This is a genomic window from Wolbachia endosymbiont (group B) of Hofmannophila pseudospretella, from assembly GCF_964028515.1.
GTDB lineage: Bacteria > Pseudomonadota > Alphaproteobacteria > Rickettsiales > Anaplasmataceae > Wolbachia.
Genome location: NZ_OZ034788.1, coordinates 90629 through 107580 on the forward strand (window position 1 = coordinate 90629; position 16952 = coordinate 107580).

Genomic DNA, 16952 nt, shown 5'->3' on the forward strand with positions numbered 1-16952 from the left:
TTTGAAAGAAAAACATGATCGCAACATTTATTGCTGATAACAGAGGAAAAATAAAAGGAAGATTTACTGTACCAAGAAACATTCCTTCTGGGACTAAGTTAGTGCAGTTCTTCGGTGATAAAGGCAGTTATGGAGAAGCAACTTATACTGGTAAAAAAACAATTACCATAGAAGAAAGAAGAAGAGTTATTGCAGCAAGAAGAATTGATCCTTTAGCCCAGACATTTACACTAAATGAAAGCAGACACATAGGAGGCCTAAACTTATGGTTCACAAATAGCGGCAAAAAACGTGTTGTTGTGCAGATTAGAGAAACAGCAGTGGGAATGCCCTCGCAGACTGTCATTGCTGAAAGTTATATTGAGCCGAAAGATATAAAAGTAGATGGCACAGCAACACGTATAGAGTGGTCGCCAGTGTTTTGCCATGCAGGAGAGGAGTATGCAATAGTACTGCTTACTGATGATTCGGGTACTGCAGTCAAAATAGCAGAACTTGGCAAATATGATGCAGTAAATAGCAGGTGGGTAACAAGTCAGCCTTATCAAGTAGGAGTATTACTTTCATCAAGCAATGCAAGTACCTGGACTCCACATCAAAACTTTGACCTTACGTTTCGATTACTAGCTGCAAAGTTCACTGAAAATTCTCACATTATTGATCTGGGCAAAGTTACTGCAAATAACGTATCAGATTTAATTGTTTTGACGAACGTCGAAAAAGTAGCATTTGATACCAATGTAGAATTTATCTTAACAGATGAAGAGGGAAAAGAGAACTTTTTGTCTGATAATTTGCCACTTGCACTGCGTGAAAGATTATCTGGAGAGCTAACAGTAAAGGCAAGCCTAAAAGGAGGGCGAGAGAAAAGTCCAGTGCTATATCCTGGGTTACAGCTAGTTATGGGTAATATAGGGGAAAAAGGAGATTATGTAACTAGGAGCATTACAGCAGGAGCTAACACTAAGATAACAATTACCTATGATGCACTAATACCTGGCACTGCAGATGTTAAAGCATATGTGCAAAAAAGCAACAATGATTGGCAATTAGTAAATTTAACATCAGGAAAACCAATTGGAGAAAATTGGGTGGAGAGAACTCATGTGCTATCAAATTTTAATGCTAGTGAGACTAGAGTAAAATTAGTTTTGAGTGGTACGGTTATCTATCGGCCAAAGGTAAAAAACTTGCGGATTATTATAACATAAAAAAAATGCCAAATGATAAAACAAGCAGAGAGTATCCATTACCTCATCCAGAAAATATTGCAGTTCAAGATGTTGTTCGTATCCGTACTACAATTAAGAAAATAGATGAAGATATCGCTAAAAGAGAGAATGAGCACAATAAGCTTAAAAAAGCATTTGAACGACTGAATTTTGAGACTTTTTTGAATTTTTGGAATGACCATTGCTAACGAAGCCATAGATGCATTGCATCAAAGAATTAAAGATTTAGCAGCAAATAGCACACCTGATCAATTAGCGTACCTTGCTAAATCATTAGAATCGATGATAGGTAAAAAAGCTATTTCTGATATTGCGCAAATGACTAAAGTAAAAGAAATAATTGATACACTACAAAAGAGACTTAAGGATTTAGCAGCAAATAGTACGCCAGATCAGCTGGCATATCTTGCTAAAGCATTGGAATCAATAGTCGACAAAAGTGCAGTTTCTGAAATTGTACAGATGACTGATGGTAAGTTAAAAGAACTCTTGAGCGCTGCAAGGACGCACTTAAGTGACATAAATAGCAATAAGGAAAATTCAATATCTGCAATAACTGAAGCGAAAACAGATTCTGTCAATGAAATTAACAAGCTTAGGGATAATTCCTTAAACACTTTAAAAGCATCATCAGATTCACATATATCGCTACTTGATACGAGAAAGAATGCCAATATTGCAGCAATAAACAGTGTTGGCAATGATCATAAAGATGGTCTTAAAGGTTTAGTAGAAGATTTTCGTGCTGTTAATAATGTACCATCTGGCTCATCAATTATAGGAGAAATAGAAATTCGAATTGAAAACATCTCTAATGAGGTAAAAACTCGGGATGAACAGTTAAAAGTGTCTCTTATAAATGAAATAAGAAATCGCAACATGGTTGAACCAGGGTCATTACCTTTCTTATTTGGTGTACTTGGCAGAAAAAATAATTATTTTGGCCACGGAACTTTTACGACAGAGCTTGGAAAGTGGAGTAGTGATATAACAAAAACTGACTATATGTTACAACTACTAGCAGGTAGCCATACGTACAATACAGATTACGTTAGTTTTTATCGGCCAAGACAACTAAGTTTTATAGAGGGAAGCAAGGGAACATTTATTTACGGAGAGTTATACACAAACAGTTTTTCTGGTAGTTATGATCAAATATACTATTACCCGTATGCTGCACTTGGAGTAGTATTTGTAAAAAATACAACCAATGTGAACATAAATAAGACAATGGAATTTGTTGGATCATCGTATTCGAGTACGGAGTATGGGGGAGCAGGATTATTTGTGGGAACTCCTGATAACACTAATTCTAATAAATCAAGTATTTCAAAAATAGTATGGAAAAATGTTTACCAATACACGAGTTCTGATAGCAAGTTAGCCGGATCTGGTAATGTGGAGATTCCAGCAGGAAAAACAGTTGCAACATTACTTTATACATCATCTTATCTATATTCCAGAACAAAAGTTAGTGAAGGTGCGTTTTCAGGTGATGTGTACACCTATGGTCAATTTATTCAGTGGGGAATTTATAACATACGTAGCAATTTTCTCACCACAGGACTTGAGGTGGACGTAGAGAGAACGCTAAGAGCTTGGCAATGCCCAGGATTAGATGCCACTCATAAAATTTGGAATTAAAAACGGAGAAAACCAATGCCAATTTATATTAGATTTGAACATAACAAACAAGTAGAAACAACAACGCTTGAAAGTAAGCCAACTGGAAATGATTGGTATGAAGCGCCAGAAGATTTTGATTGGCAAAAAAGCTATTGTTTAACAGAAGGAGGCAAAATTGCTCAGCGGAATCAAGAAGATATTGAATTGGAGTTACTACAAAATGCGAAGTTTTCTGCACTTTCTAATCTTCATGCTTATTATGATAACTATACTCACCAATACGCAGGATATTCTCATCAGAAGTCTAAGTCGTACGAAATACAAGCAAAAGCCGCAGAGAACATTTTAGCAGCACCAGAATCTCTAGACAAAAAAGATGCAGAAATTATAGAGCCATTAGCAAAAGTCCGAGGAATTTCAGTAGTAGAAATGGCAAGAATAATTCAGGAAAAAGCAAAAAGAGCGAAAAAAGCAATAATCAAGTGCGAAGAATTGGTGGATATAGCTGAAAGGGAAATCGGTGAAGCTAAAAGTAAGGAAGAGCTGCAAACTTTGCTAGATGATTGTAAACAAAAAATGCAAGAAAGTTGAAAAGGGGAAAAAGAAATGGCCGAAGAATTTTTACATGGCGTAAATGTTATTGAGGTAACCTCAGGAGCAAAGACAGTACGTACAGCTAAATCATCAGTGATAGGTGTAATTGGTACTGCACCTGAAGCTGATGAGCAAAAGTTTCCGCTAAATAAACCAGTGTTAATTGCAGGAAGCTTAAAAGAAGCAGCAAGACTTGGAAAGAGTGGCAGTTTACCTTCTGCAACAAACGGAATATTTTCCCAGATTGGTGCAACAGTAGTAGTTATTCGAGTTAAAGAAAGTGAAAACAGCGATTCAAAGCTCAAAGAAAGTGAAACTATCCAAAATATAATTGGCGGTGTTGATAAAGAGACTGGAGAGTATCAAGGGATAGAGGCATTCCTCAGTAGTGAAAGCATAGTTCATATTGCTCCAAGAATATTAATTGCACCTCAGTTTACTCATCAGTTACCTGAAATAGATGGAGTAAATCCAGTAGTGAGTGCTTTAATTTCCATAGCAGAAAAATTAAGAGCAATTATTGTTGCAGATGGACCAAATACTAATGATGAAGAAGCAATAAAATGGAGAAAAAGTGTAGGCAGCTCAAGAGTTTACGTAGTTGACCCTTGGGTTAAGGTATTTATTGAAGGAAAAGAAAAAATCTTGCCATCGAGTCCATTTGTAGCTGGTTTAATAGCTAAAATAGACAGCGAACAAGGCTTCTGGCATTCACCTTCAAATAAAGAGATAAATGGTATTGTTGGCACAAGCAGGCCTATTGATTTTAGCTTAGGTTATGCAAATTGCAGAGCAAACCACTTAAATGAAAATGAAGTAACAACGATAATTCATCAAAATGGCTATAGGCTTTGGGGCAATAGAACATGTTCAAATGACTCAAAATGGGCTTTTTTATCAGTGAGAAGAACTGCAGATTTAATTAACGATAGTTTACTTAGGGCTCATTTATGGGCAGTTGATCGCAATATCACTAAAACTTATATAGATGATGTGATTGAGGGGGTGAATTCTTACCTTGCAAGTTTAAAAGCGCAAGGAGCAATTATCAGTGGAAAATGTTATGCAACTCCCGAACTCAATACACCGGCAAATATTGCAAGCGGAAAAGTGTCTTTTGATTTTGAGTTTACACCGCCATATCCAGCTGAGCAAATAATATTCAGATCCCATCTTGTAAATAATAGTGTAATAAGTTAGGAGAAAGCGAAGTGTTACCCAAAATACTGAGAAATTTTAACGTATTTGTAGATGGTCGTGGTTATGCAGGAAAAATAGATGAAATAACCTTGCCGAAGCTTACCATAAAAACCGAAGAGTACAGAGCTGGTGGTATGGATATTCCAATAAATATTGATATGGGCATGGAAAAGCTTGAAGCAGATTTCACTTTTTCTGAATATGATACAGAGCTCTTTCGGCTATTTGGGTTGATAAATGGAAATTCAGTAGCTTTGACGCTCCGTGGTGGAATGCAAGGGAGTGGTAGTAACGATATTGAAGCTGTAGTAATCAATCTCAGGGGAATATTCAAAGAATTTGACTTTGGTAGCTGGAAACCTGCTGAAAAAGCAACGCTGAAATGTACTGTAGCTGCCCATTACTATAAACTTACTATAGGCGGTAATGAGCTGATAGAAATCGATGCTGAAAATATGATTAGAAAGATAAATGGTGTTGATCAGATGGCCTTGTTACAAACGATTCTAGGGATTTAATGGAATAGACAGATGCCTTTTCACTTCTTTATTGAAAAATTACTGATAATACTGTATAATTGTTAATGTTTTTTAGACATTTTTGCTATGGCTTTATCTAAATTTCTTGACCCTAAAAATGATATAGCATTTCGCCGTATCTTTGGTACTGAAAAGAATAAAGACATTCTCATTCACTTCCTCAATGATATCTTGAGCTTTACTGGCAAAAATGCAATACAGGATATAGAGTTTTTAAGTACTATTCAAGACCCTGATATCGCATCTAAAAAGCAAAGTATTGTTGATGTGCTATGTAGAGATTCTACAGGAGTACAATGGATAATTGAGATGCAGGTTGCTAAAACCAAAGGCTTTGAAAAACGTGCCCAATATTACGCTGCTAAAGCCTATTCAAGACAAGCAGATAAAGGTGATCAATACCATAACCTTAAGGAAATTATCTTTATTGCTATAGCAGATTGTATTTTATTTCCTGATAAGTCCGAGTATAAATCAAAGCACACTATTCGCGATGAAGATACTAATGAACATGATCTAAAAGATTTTTATTTTGTATTTATTGAATTGCCTAAATTTCCCAAAACCAAAGAAGATCAACTTTCAAATATAGTTGAGAAGTGGGTGTATTTTTTTAAGTACGCTGATGAAACAAGTGAAGAAGAATTGGAAAGGATAACAGGAAGTGACGTAATAATCAAAAAAGCGTATGAAGAGCTAAATAGGTTTAACTGGTCAGAAAAGGAGTTTTTAGCATATGAAGGAGAGATAAAGCGTATTCTTGATGAAAAGGCTGTCCTTGCTCAAAAACTTGATGATGCTAAAGAGGAAGGAATCAAAATTGGTGAAGAGAAAGGAAAGATTGAAGGAAAGATTGAAGTTGCAAAAGCGATGCTGACTAATAATGTTGATGTTAACACTATTGTCAAATGTACAGGTCTTTCTGTCGATGAAGTTCAAGAATTAATCCAAGTGGAAAGGAAATAACCCCTACTACAACTTTTATATTAGGTTGCCTCTTCAATCAAACACAAAAACTGTAATAAAAAAAATTAGTTATGTAAAAGCCGATATGGACTTTTATTTAATTAACTTTTTCAGGAGAAGTATGCAAGCTATAACACTTAATAACCCAATAACAGTTGATGGAATTTCTGTCTCAGAACTTACCGTTAGACGTCCAAAAGTTAGAGATTATCTTGTATCTTGAAAAAAGCATCTGGTGTTTTAAGCTTAAGCATTAGGTGGAGAAGGGAATAACTTTGAAGATTATCTTAGATATAAAATCTGTTAGCAAGACAAGAGTTCCCTGCTTATATCTTTATTTGTTACTACCCAAAAGTATTACACTATTTTTCTTAATTGCCTTACCTTCCGAATAAGCTATAAATAAGGTTGATGGTATTAATATCAAAGTACCATATAAAGCACTTTTATCAGGTAATTCATTAAATATAACGTATGTTACTATTGCAGAAATTATTAGCTCTATGTATCTATACGGTGCAAGTGCAGTAGCATCAGTAAGAGCAAAAGCTTTTAACATGAAGAACAGAATTAGGTTTGAACTTATTCCCAAAATCAGCAGTAATATTAATTCTGACAAGGAAGGCATATGCCAATAAAATAACAAAGATGGAGTGGAAAAAATTGTTGTTGTTAGAGCTGAGTAAAATAATATACTTACTATTGTCTCCTTCATTACAAGCTTCTTATTAAGTACATCTAGTGTAGCGAAGATTAATGCGGATACAATAAAAATAAGAATTTTAGGATTAAAGTTCTCGCTATAAGCTTTAGTAGTAATAGCAATACCAATAAAACCAATGACAGCTACTACCCATCTTTGCCAAATTATATTTTCTTCCAGAAAAGGAATTGCAAGAAGCATAACAAATAATGGTATTGAGAAACCTATAATTGTTGCAGTTACTATTGGGCAAATAGTCAACCCATAGGTCCATAAGGTCATTCCACAAAACAACAATGCACCTCTAGTTATTTGAATAGATATTCGACTTGTTTTACAAACTCCTATTCCATAGTAAAATATAAAAGGTATAAGAGTAATAGTGCTAAATAAAAAACGGAAAAAGATTATCTCAAAACTTTGAAGGTGTAAACCGAGACACTTTGATATAGTATCATTAACTACACTACTAAGTAAACTGAGTATAAACCAGGTAACTCCAAGCAAATAAGCTCTTAGTCTGTGATCCATAAAACTCCAAATTTAATATTTTATGAGATAACTTTACTGTACAAAAGATCAATAATAGAAAAGGTTTCTTCTATCTACTGTTTAACCATATTCATAAATATTTAGTAGAAATAATTTGAGAAGTGTTATATAAAATGCAGCTTTATTGCATAATTTTAATAAACAGAAATGCTAACTGATTTTTTTGTAATATATGATAATACTTGCGAATACTATCATATTATCAGGAAAAGTAATCGGGAGTACTGACGGCTGTGCCAACTAGCTCCTCTGCTAGCATTAGCAATATGTGTTTTCAGCATCAATTTTAAAAGCATTAAATTTGAAGTTTATCAAACAACACGAATTAGCAGCAAAACTTTATGAAAATGCTTCAGTTGAGTCAGCTAAACAAGGATTTAGAATGGTTAATATATTGACTACTTTTACTTATATCTTAAACACAATTCAATTTTCACACTCACCTAACTCATCAACAGTTAGGCCACTTGCTCGCAAAATAACATCAGTAGAAACACCCGCCTTCACTAGATTTTTTGCAACCTTGATCCTTTCTGTTTTTTTAACTTTTTCCTTGCCACTTTTCATATTTTCAGATAGAGATTTGACTAATGATTCTTGTTCTCCGTACTCATCCATTAAACTCAATAGCTTTTTGCTTTCTCTTGTTTTAGGTAGCAGAACTTTAATATTCACTGATAATGCATCTGATATTTCATATAATTTATCAAATGTTATAGCAGTATACCCTCTTTCATAGTCGTGTATTTCCTTGAGTGTTAAACCAACTTTGTTTGCTAAATCTTTCTGAGTATACCTTTTTATCAATCTCCATTCTCTTATTCTTTGCCCTACTCTGTAGTATATAGAATCAGTGCAGACTTCTTTCTCTGTATTATCATACTCGTAAATAGATAAGCCGGTTGCTTGGGAAATTATGTCAACTGAAACTCCTTCTTTAACTAGATTTTTTGCTACTTCTAATCTTGCCTCCTCTTGATTGATTTTCTCGCTAATATGAACAAACCTGACTAATGAAGGTACTATTTTGCCTAACTTTTGATTCTCGTATATTTTCGTTAGATAGAGTATTTCTTCGTCTTCATCTTCATACTCTCTTACTACTACTAGTTCAGGTAGCAGATCTATAGCACTAACCGATAGTTCTTTTGCTATCGTATATAATACTTCAATTGGAATAGCGCTATAGCCACTCTCATAGCTGTCCACCTCTTGATATGTTAAACCTATTTTACTTGCTAATTCTATTTGAGTATGCCCTCGCATTAACCTGCTATTTTCTATTTTTTGTCCTATTTCATAGCTTATAGAACTAATATCTCTTAGAGCCTGTACGTGATCTCAAAAAAGGGATAGAATGAGAGGATAAAGTATATAAAGTAGGATATGCGAAGTTTATATCCAAGTGATATAAGTCGAGAAAAGTTTGAGATTATTGTAGCAGATCTGGAGTCTTGCAGGAAGAGGACAAAGCCAAGAACACTTGATTTATATCATGTATTTTGTGGAGTGTTATACGTCTTAAAAAGTGGCTGCCAGTGGAGAATGTTACCAAAAGAGTTTCCAAAATGGCGGAATTGTTACGACTATTTTAAGAAGTGGAGTGAAAAAGCAGATGCAAATAAAGAAAGTGTTCTGGAGCTGGTATTAAAAAAAAATAGTTGGCGTGGTCCGACAAAACAATGGTCGGAAAGAAAAAACCAGCTTCTGCATAATTGATGCACAAAGCGTAAAAAATGCAGATACTGCTGAAGAAAAAGGCTATGATGCAGGCAAAAAGGTTTCAGGAATAAAACGCCATATTGCGGTAGATACACAAGGTTTACCCCACGCAATTTATATAACAACGGCAGAAATAACTGATCGTAGTAGCGCTGTGAGAATGGTTAAAAATGCTAAAGAAAACCTATCTGAAGTTAAAAATATACTAGTTGATGCTGGCTACACAGGAGAAAATTTTGCAACACAAATAAAAGCAACTATTGGCGCTACCGTTGAAGTAATAAAGCGAAACGAATTACACACCTTTGTCGTATTGCCGAAAAGATGGGTTGTTGAGAGATCTTTTGCTTGGTTGCAAAAATGTAGGCGATTGTGGAAAAATTGCGAGCGGAAACTCAACACTAGCCTGCAAATGGTCGTTCTTGCTTTCGCTGCTTTGCTTCTGAAAAGATTATGAACAGGCTCTAAGAGACGACCTTCATTGCCTTCACTAGTCAAGGCTTTCGCAAATTTAACTCTTTCCTGTAAATTGACACTTTCCATAGCTCTTACATAATACCGTTCTACTATTTTTGATACAACAAAATCACTATATAAACCCTTGATACACTCATTATTAACTAAACACTTATAGTCACAGCTAAATGAAAGAGGTATTAGAGAAATTTTCTTCTAATCTAAATTTAACCCCTCTCACGTAATACAAAGTAATAACTCTAGAAGATTATATCACTTTTAAAACTTTTCAATCACTATTTTAGGAAATTTTTTAGCTTGGAGTAGTTTTGGGAAAAAGGCTCTTAATAGGCTTAATATACAGTCTTTTGTTCACTTTTAAATTCTGTTTTTTATAAGTTTATCTTAATCCTTAATTGTTAAACGAATTACTATTAATTTAATATTATACATCGCTAATGAATTAAATAATATAACCATCTCCATCACTAAAAACCAGCTAGTGAGAGAAGAGTTTGTTTTGGGATGGCATGGTCTACCACTCAATACATACGAACTTTTTAATATAGTGATTTCATTATACGCTAAAACTAGCCATATTAGCCCATTTGATCCATATCTACATACGAACTGTTTTACCTAAGCTTATTAAAATAATTTAAATCTTCTATTTTTATAACCTTATTTTTACGCGGCTTGTTCTCACAAATATACGACCCTTTTTGCAATCTTAGGAAGAGTCAATAATTCAAATTTTTGTGGCACTAAAATAGGAATTTCTTTAGTTACAGCAAGGTCTATTTTTCCGTAAGTAAAAGTGTTTTACAATTAATTATTAGAATGAAAATATCATACTTGGCTCTCAAGAAATTTCCTCTTGTGCAGTGGTAAGGTTTGGAGAAAAAGATTGGCTTGGCAACGATAATTTACTAGACTAAAGTTTATATTAAAATACAAAATGGAGTTGCGGGTATGGAATCTGGTTTGGATCACAATTACAATAAAATACTTGATATATTAAAAGGTGCTATTAAAGGCGACGATAATCAAGTTAAAGCGAGAAAACACCTTAGAGTAGAAAGATGGCTAAGGGTTTATATTCAATTAATTGAAGATTTTGATGAGGGAAAATTAAAATTTTTCTCTGATATATTCTCTGATAATTCTTGTTGGGATGGAATAAAATTAAAAAATAAAGCTGTTGGTGAAAGGCTAACTGAAGAAAAAAATAAAAATGGAAAAGAAAATCCGCTTGATCTTGCAGATAGATATTACTTGGCATGTAAATATTGTCTAGAAGATAAGATTCCTGGATTGTTTGAACAAGTATTTATGAGATTTAAGAGAAGTGCCTTTGAAGAGGATGGATCTGATGATGATCTGAGAAGAGAATTATTGGAAAATATCGAAGAAACTAGCCCTATAGAAGCTTTCTGGTCTTTTCTTATTGATAAGCAGATTGGAAAACTAAACGAATATAAATCAGTTGAAGGTTTGCAAAAATCCATACAGATAAATTCTAATAAAAACTGGGAAGAAGGTATAGAGTTCTTCTATAATAAATTGCACAATGATTCCAGTATTTCTAGTCAAGATAAAAATAATTTGTTAATTGAAGCAGCTTTATCTGCAGTAAAGGGTTACAAAGAAGTAGAAACCATAGAGTTTTGCCTGTCTAAAATGGATGATGAACAAAAGAAAAAATTACTAAATAGAGATTATAAGGAAAATACTTATTGTGCAGTATTAAGTGAACTGATCGATGAATACTGCTTTGACTCTTTTAAGAATTTATTTAACTTACTTGAATCTAATGGTCTTTCGTTCGAGCAGTATGGGGTTATCCTATCATCATTATCAAAAAAGATGCTTCTAAATTCAGATTTAGCTGAGCAAACTAGAGAAACTATTATGTATGCTTGGAAACATAAAAATTTTGAAGAGTGTAGAAAGTCTGTATTTAAGGACTACTCTTTTATTGTAATGGTAACGAATTTAATAGCAGAATTAAGAAAGGAAAGTCCAAGTAATGAAAATAGAAAGAAGGAAATATCAGGAATATTGGAGTGTGTTGAACATACACAAGTTAAAGAAATGCAGGATTCTTTAATAAATAGAATGAGTGCAGTGCATGGAATTGGTGAAGAGCAATTTACTCAAGATCAACAGCTGATAGAACAGCTCTTTTCTGAACTAGATAAGTCCTTTAAGCACAAAAAAGAGGATCCAGTTGTTCAAGGTAATGATGGGGCTGGTGAACCATCTGGTTTACCACAATCAAGTTTTAGCCTGACTGATACCCCGTATAACGTAAAATCTTCAAGCCATAGCAAATAGGAGATTATATGCCAAATATTACAAAGCCACTTGAATTGGTGCAGCTTCTATTGATAGAAAATACATCAAGGGAAGAGTTTTTAGATTTTCAAAAAAGGTTTCAGTCATTTATTGATCAGTCTCCTTCTTTCTTACACTCAGTTGGAAAGGAAGGCTTTTTCCCTAGTTTCTTCTTTGGCGCTTTTGCCACTTTGTTGGATTCAGATCTTGCTGACTTTGAAGATGTTAAGGTTAAGGAAATTCACTTTCGTTTTGATGATCATGGTACTTTAAAGCTAGCTGTATTAACTGAAGATTCTAAGGCAATAAGTGAAAAATTAATCTATATTGCAGTATCCGATAAAAAGAATCATAAACCAAAATTTGATCCAGAAGAATTGGCAAATATACATTCAAGATATGAAAATCTCAGAGAAACTATATATAGTATAACAATTGAAAAGGAAAGAAAGGTTGCTTGTGACGTGACGGAAAATCCTAAAGTAGGTCCTTATGATTCAGAACAGGCAAAAAAATTTACTTTAATAAAAAGCAAAAAAGAAAACTTAAAAGATTTAATTGGAGGGTTAGCAAATAAAAGCCATGAGCAGGTAATGAATACAACTGAAAAAGTGCTGAAATATATTACTGATGTCTACAATGAATATAAAGGTGATAAAGGAGTTAAAAAACAATTTGAAGGTAAAGAATCAAGTTACCATGGCTTTTTAGCGGGATTCTTAATGAATTTTAAATATCGTTTTCACCTAAAACTTTATCTCGAATTATTTGCTGGAAAAGGTTATGCAGACATTATTTTACTTGTACGTGGTTCTGATAAGTCGCTAAGCTCTATTCCCATGATTATTGAGCTTAAAGCAAAAACAGATGAAAAGAGTACAGCACAAAAAGCAATAGAGCAAGCGCAAGATTATGTTAAAGGCTACTTTTTCAACTCCATTAGAATGGTTACTACAGCTAATAAAGCAGTTTGTGTAGGGTTAAATTTTGAAATGAACCACCATCCTAAATATTTACTTTTTGCACAGCAATTCTTGAACAGAAAAGGTAATTCTGTAATAGAAAAGTTACTTGGCACTGAAGCAGCGAATGCTGAGGTGATAAGAACACAGCTAGAGTATCTTTACTATGGAATTGTTTGGAGCAATGGTGGAAGTGATAATATTAATTATGTCAGCAGAATGATCTTAGGTCAGCTAGTACTTATTTCTAATATTATTAAGCGTGAAAAGTTAGGTAAACATATTTTTATTTATGATCAAAATGATAAAATGGTTACTGGATCACAGAAACGCCCAGAAGCAGCAAAAGAAAGTATTGAGGATTGTGTTACAACTATAGTGCTAACTTTAGGTAAGAAGGTGCTTATACTCAACATAAATGAAAAAAATGAATTTGCATTGAGAGTGCCAGATAATAAAGGAATTCCTATTGAAAATATTAGGGGAATTCAAAACGTCAATGACATAAAGATACAAGAAATAACCTGTAACTTATACAGTACACCTAGTAATAAGAATCCATTTGATCAGTACTGTAATAAGAATAAGGGAATTACAGTAAATACGTATGACTCATTGGACAAATACAAAAGAGGTAAAGAAATTTTACAAGGTAATTTTACTCGAATTGTGGAAAATAAAAAATTTAAAGCAGCTTTGAGCAAAGCTATAGAATCTGGTAAATATGATGATTACAAAAAACTATTTGAAGAAATTTCTCATATACTACATCCTTTCAAATCATTAATAAGCAATGAGGCTACATTTCAAGCTGTATTGCATGGTTTATTTAGTAGCTACGGAGAAGATAATATAAAAGTTATTACTGAATTTCAAATAGGTGGTGGAGAGAAGTTGGATGTTATGTTGGTTATAAATGCTACTGATCAAAAAAAAGAATACCCCCCAGTTGGAATAGAGCTAAAATTTGCTAAGAAAGGAGAATTGGATAAAAAAGAAAAAGATGCTAAGGACCAGTTGAAAAGATATAAAGAAGGTGAAGCGTATAAGGTAATTACTGATGCTGGCAAAGTGAAACTGATATATGCTGTTTTTAATAAAGGTGCAACAGATGAAGGTTCCCTTATAAAAATTGGTAATGAGTTTGTAGAGGTAGATGTAAGACATAGCTCTGTGGTTGCTTTTGGTCAACAGCCAGGTAGTCTCCAACAACCTTATGTTCAACAAGCAGGTCTATCTCGAGCAGTTAATCAGTGATCTAGTCTTAAGAAATAGTCATCTTAAGTAGGTTATGCTGTCGAGAAGTTTTGTGACAAAGTTATAGAAGGAAAACAAAATGATCCTGATACGAGTACATGGAGTGCTGTTAAAAGTTCGTTTTCCGATACATTTATTACTAAGCATAATATGAATTACATTTATAGTAATCAATCTCCAGTGAATTCCTTAGATAGCTAAGAGCTAAAAGTATGTATTGTGTAAATAGTTACCAAGGCTGGAAGGTTTTGAACTTTTTTTCACAACACTGATGTTCTTGCTAAAATATTTTTGAAAAAGTTAGTTGACTTATAAATAATTCTCTACTAATACTGGCATGTGTTTGTTTATTCTGCTGAAGTGGCTCCGCAGGTTACTGTATAAGCTTCAGCAGTTTTTGCACTCCTTTAAAGCATAATCCATCATGCTCTTATAGTAGTGATATCAAATATAGGTCTTAACCATGTTAATTTATAGTAAAATTAGCTCAAATTTGGAGTCATAAGCAACTTTTAACCTATCTACATACTCCATTGTTACTCACCATAAAAACTTAACAAAAGCTTAACAACATAAGTAGTAAAAAGATTATGGTTGTTGATTTAATGTTACATATTGCATACAATATATTATGTATCTTAGCTTAAGGGGTAAGTATGGGTGAATCTAACGGAATAGTAAAATCTATCATCAATCTACTAAAACCAAAATCCAAACCAGAACCATCTGATTTTGAATATGAATCCATTATAGAACATTTATCATCTAAAGAGCATTTATTAAATGAACTGATGAATGATATGTGGTACTCAGGAGATTTACCATCAGTTAGAAACTATAATGAACCATCATCTTTAATAGATAGCAAACTTGCACTAAGAGAACAGGTTTGTATTTGGTCTGCTCTTGAGTATGATCTCACTCCAAATCAAAAGAAATTAAATGAAGAGTTATTCAAAACCCTAGAATGTTTAACTTCTTACTATAGCTCATTTGATAATACTGAATCTCTTAAGAAGTTTTTACATGATAATAAAAATAATAAAGATTTAAAAGTAATTCTTAATCTCAAAAGAGGAACATCTGAGTCAACAGTACTACATGCGATTGCAGGAGCAAAGATTGATGAGGTCTGTCCCCTAGGAAATCGTGCTATAGATCTACTTTTAGATGCAGGTTCAGATCCTAATATAAAGAATAATGCAGGAAAGACACCATTACACCTTGCTGTTGCTATAGGGTATGGATATAGCATAGACTCTCTTCTCTCTAAAGGTGCTAACCCTAGTATAGTAGATAGAAAAGGAAGAACTCCGCAACAAATAGCAGTTAATAATCATCGCTACGACATTGAAGTGTTCTTTTTAACTGATAAACAGAAAGAGTTGATGAGAGAATTGTATAACTTAGATAGATTTGATTTAGACTACACTAAAAATTTAAAGAAGTTTTTAAGTAAGCATGAAGGAGACTTAGATTTAAAAGTGGTACTGAACATTCGTAACGCAAGAGGTGAATCAGAATTGTTTTCACATCTTGATGGTTGTTGGGACAATGAAGATGGTATGAAAGAAGCAAAAAAGATCTTGCTAAAGATGGGAGCATTAGATTATCGTGTAAATATTGATTATCCTAGCAAAAAGAAAGAACAGATCAGCACTCTACTTGTTAAATTAACTTTACAGCAGAAGGAAGAGCTGCATAAGTCTTTTTTTGATAAGGTATTTTATGCTCAAAACATGGTTGAACTTGAAAAGATTGTAAACGATGCTATAAAGTCTGGTGTACGATTAAACTATTCTCTTTCACAAGATTTCTTTTCAGGTAATGAGTACACTTTTACCGATTATGTGATGAAAAAAATCAGTGAGTTGGAAAAAAATCCTAAAGTTGCTAGTAGTATAATATGTCAATTAGTATCAAAAGGGGCAGTGTTTGGTAATACAGTTGATGCTAACACACTGACATCAGAATTTAAAGAGCATAAAACTAACCTAAAAAAAGCTTATAGAGATTATATTAGCAATTCTCATAAATTTATTGAAATCGCAAAAAGTGCAACCAATAGCGAGCTAAAAGATGCAAGAGTAGACAACTCCGTTTTTTACTTAGAATATTCTAAAGATAGTAAAATAGACATTATAAAGATAACAGATGGGGTAAGGGATTTAGGTCTAACCGATGGAGATGTAAAGTGTGGAAGAAATATAGTAAAAATCGGTAAAAGTGAAGTAGAAATTAAAATTGAAGATGGCATAAGGAATTACACAGATCTTACAGAAGGTAGCAGTATAGTATTAACTTTCTATACTAGTTTAGGAGAATTAGAAGTTAGGTTATATCCTGATGAGAAAAATGAAAATTGGATAAAAGTAGAGGTGAGTGAAGAAGGCCTACTTCTACTCGATGAAATAGAAGATTGCAATGAAGGAATAGAAAATTATGAAAAAATAGGGCAAAATTGCTTATTGGGAGGTTTATCAGTTATTGAAGCCATAGACCGAGGTGTTTTTGCTAGATCTGGTGGATTAATTCGTCCTGAAGTAATAAGCGAGTCTAACAACAAATGGACAGAACGTGAAGAGTTAAGAAGGACTTCTGATCCTAGGAGAGAAGTTTCTAGGTAGATTAATTTGCCAAAAAAGTTAAAGATTATTATTTAAATATAAACTTCTATAATTTATAGATTTTGGATCATTTTCTACCACTGTTGCATCCAGTATGCTAGAATCTTCATTGTTTATATTGATATTTTCATATAATTGATTCTGTAACATTGATTTACTTTTCTATATCAATCTCAACA

At 33.4% G+C, this 16952-nt stretch carries 14 protein-coding genes and 1 pseudogene; 12 read left to right on the forward strand and 3 right to left on the reverse strand.

Annotated features, from left to right (window positions below; translation table 11 throughout):
* The first annotated feature begins 14 nt into the window (after positions 1–14).
* From ABWU24_RS00420 to ABWU24_RS00455, 8 genes and pseudogenes are all read left to right on the forward strand, one after another.
* Entirely contained in the window at positions 15–1211 is a 1197-nt protein-coding gene (locus ABWU24_RS00420; RefSeq protein WP_341816045.1) for a hypothetical protein, read from the forward strand.
* A gap of 5 nt (positions 1212–1216) precedes the next feature.
* Positions 1217–1420, forward strand: coding sequence for a hypothetical protein (locus tag ABWU24_RS00425; protein WP_265014534.1), 204 nt, complete (start codon positions 1217–1219; stop codon positions 1418–1420).
* The gene (locus ABWU24_RS00430) at positions 1407–2876 is read left to right on the forward strand and encodes a hypothetical protein (protein ID WP_353274261.1); all 1470 of its coding nucleotides are present in this window, start codon (positions 1407–1409) and stop codon (positions 2874–2876) included. Before ABWU24_RS00425 ends, ABWU24_RS00430 begins: the two co-directional genes overlap by 14 nt.
* A gap of 15 nt (positions 2877–2891) precedes the next feature.
* Positions 2892–3449: a hypothetical protein gene (locus tag ABWU24_RS00435; RefSeq protein WP_341816047.1), complete on the forward strand. Its 558-nt coding sequence runs from the start codon at positions 2892–2894 to the stop codon at positions 3447–3449.
* A gap of 15 nt (positions 3450–3464) precedes the next feature.
* Positions 3465–4652: a phage tail sheath subtilisin-like domain-containing protein gene (locus tag ABWU24_RS00440; protein ID WP_341816048.1), complete on the forward strand. Its 1188-nt coding sequence runs from the start codon at positions 3465–3467 to the stop codon at positions 4650–4652.
* Between the two features lie 11 nt (positions 4653–4663).
* Positions 4664–5170, forward strand: coding sequence for a phage major tail tube protein (locus ABWU24_RS00445; RefSeq protein WP_353274263.1), 507 nt, complete (start codon positions 4664–4666; stop codon positions 5168–5170).
* Positions 5171–5257: 87 nt separating this feature from the next.
* Positions 5258–6157 carry an Rpn family recombination-promoting nuclease/putative transposase gene (locus ABWU24_RS00450; RefSeq protein WP_341816049.1) on the forward strand — a complete coding sequence of 300 codons (900 nt, stop codon included), beginning with the start codon at positions 5258–5260 and terminating at the stop codon, positions 6155–6157.
* A gap of 121 nt (positions 6158–6278) precedes the next feature.
* Positions 6279–6371: pseudogene (locus tag ABWU24_RS00455) on the forward strand (phage tail assembly protein); the annotation flags it as partial.
* A gap of 120 nt (positions 6372–6491) precedes the next feature.
* On the opposite strand, the gene ABWU24_RS00460 reads toward ABWU24_RS00455, so the two are convergent.
* Both ABWU24_RS00460 and ABWU24_RS00465 read right to left on the reverse strand, forming a co-directional pair.
* Complete coding sequence (locus ABWU24_RS00460; protein ID WP_341816051.1) at positions 6492–7391, reverse strand: DMT family transporter; 900 nt, start codon at positions 7389–7391, stop codon at positions 6492–6494.
* Positions 7392–7838: 447 nt separating this feature from the next.
* Positions 7839–8678, reverse strand: coding sequence for a helix-turn-helix domain-containing protein (locus ABWU24_RS00465; RefSeq protein WP_341816052.1), 840 nt, complete (start codon positions 8676–8678; stop codon positions 7839–7841).
* A 120-nt stretch (positions 8679–8798) separates the two neighbouring features.
* Here ABWU24_RS00465 and ABWU24_RS00470 point away from each other — a divergent pair.
* From ABWU24_RS00470 to ABWU24_RS00485, 4 genes are all read left to right on the forward strand, one after another.
* Positions 8799–9591 (forward strand): IS5 family transposase gene (locus ABWU24_RS00470; protein ID WP_341815401.1). Its coding sequence is split into 2 segments (ribosomal slippage): positions 8799–9062 and positions 9064–9591, totalling 792 coding nucleotides; the frame shifts between segments, so codons are not numbered across the junction.
* Between the two features lie 971 nt (positions 9592–10562).
* Positions 10563–11927, forward strand: a complete 1365-nt coding sequence (locus tag ABWU24_RS00475) for a hypothetical protein (RefSeq protein WP_341810134.1) — start codon at positions 10563–10565, stop codon at positions 11925–11927.
* Between the two features lie 8 nt (positions 11928–11935).
* Entirely contained in the window at positions 11936–14146 is a 2211-nt protein-coding gene (locus ABWU24_RS00480) for a hypothetical protein (RefSeq protein WP_353274265.1), read from the forward strand.
* A gap of 656 nt (positions 14147–14802) precedes the next feature.
* Positions 14803–16773: an ankyrin repeat domain-containing protein gene (locus tag ABWU24_RS00485; RefSeq protein ID WP_264686476.1), complete on the forward strand. Its 1971-nt coding sequence runs from the start codon at positions 14803–14805 to the stop codon at positions 16771–16773.
* Between the two features lie 18 nt (positions 16774–16791).
* Here the strand turns inward: ABWU24_RS00485 and ABWU24_RS00490 are convergent, their stop codons facing one another.
* Positions 16792–16923 carry a hypothetical protein gene (locus tag ABWU24_RS00490; RefSeq protein ID WP_264686477.1) on the reverse strand — a complete coding sequence of 44 codons (132 nt, stop codon included), beginning with the start codon at positions 16921–16923 and terminating at the stop codon, positions 16792–16794.
* Positions 16924–16952: the final 29 nt, after the last annotated feature.

Bases quoted from the DNA above. Each gene is read 5' to 3' on its own strand.
- ABWU24_RS00420 (WP_341816045.1), top strand. From the start codon at position 15: ATGATCGCAACATTTATTGCTGATAACAGAGGAAAAATAAAAGGAAGA.
- ABWU24_RS00425 (WP_265014534.1), top strand. From the start codon at position 1,217: ATGCCAAATGATAAAACAAGCAGAGAGTATCCATTACCTCATCCAGAA.
- ABWU24_RS00430 (WP_353274261.1), top strand. From the start codon at position 1,407: ATGACCATTGCTAACGAAGCCATAGATGCATTGCATCAAAGAATTAAA.
- ABWU24_RS00435 (WP_341816047.1), top strand. From the start codon at position 2,892: ATGCCAATTTATATTAGATTTGAACATAACAAACAAGTAGAAACAACA.
- ABWU24_RS00440 (WP_341816048.1), top strand. From the start codon at position 3,465: ATGGCCGAAGAATTTTTACATGGCGTAAATGTTATTGAGGTAACCTCA.
- ABWU24_RS00450 (WP_341816049.1), top strand. From the start codon at position 5,258: ATGGCTTTATCTAAATTTCTTGACCCTAAAAATGATATAGCATTTCGC.
- ABWU24_RS00460 (WP_341816051.1), bottom strand. From the start codon at position 7,391: ATGGATCACAGACTAAGAGCTTATTTGCTTGGAGTTACCTGGTTTATA.
- ABWU24_RS00465 (WP_341816052.1), bottom strand. From the start codon at position 8,678: ATGCGAGGGCATACTCAAATAGAATTAGCAAGTAAAATAGGTTTAACA.
- ABWU24_RS00475 (WP_341810134.1), top strand. From the start codon at position 10,563: ATGGAATCTGGTTTGGATCACAATTACAATAAAATACTTGATATATTA.
- ABWU24_RS00480 (WP_353274265.1), top strand. From the start codon at position 11,936: ATGCCAAATATTACAAAGCCACTTGAATTGGTGCAGCTTCTATTGATA.
- ABWU24_RS00485 (WP_264686476.1), top strand. From the start codon at position 14,803: ATGGGTGAATCTAACGGAATAGTAAAATCTATCATCAATCTACTAAAA.
- ABWU24_RS00490 (WP_264686477.1), bottom strand. From the start codon at position 16,923: ATGTTACAGAATCAATTATATGAAAATATCAATATAAACAATGAAGAT.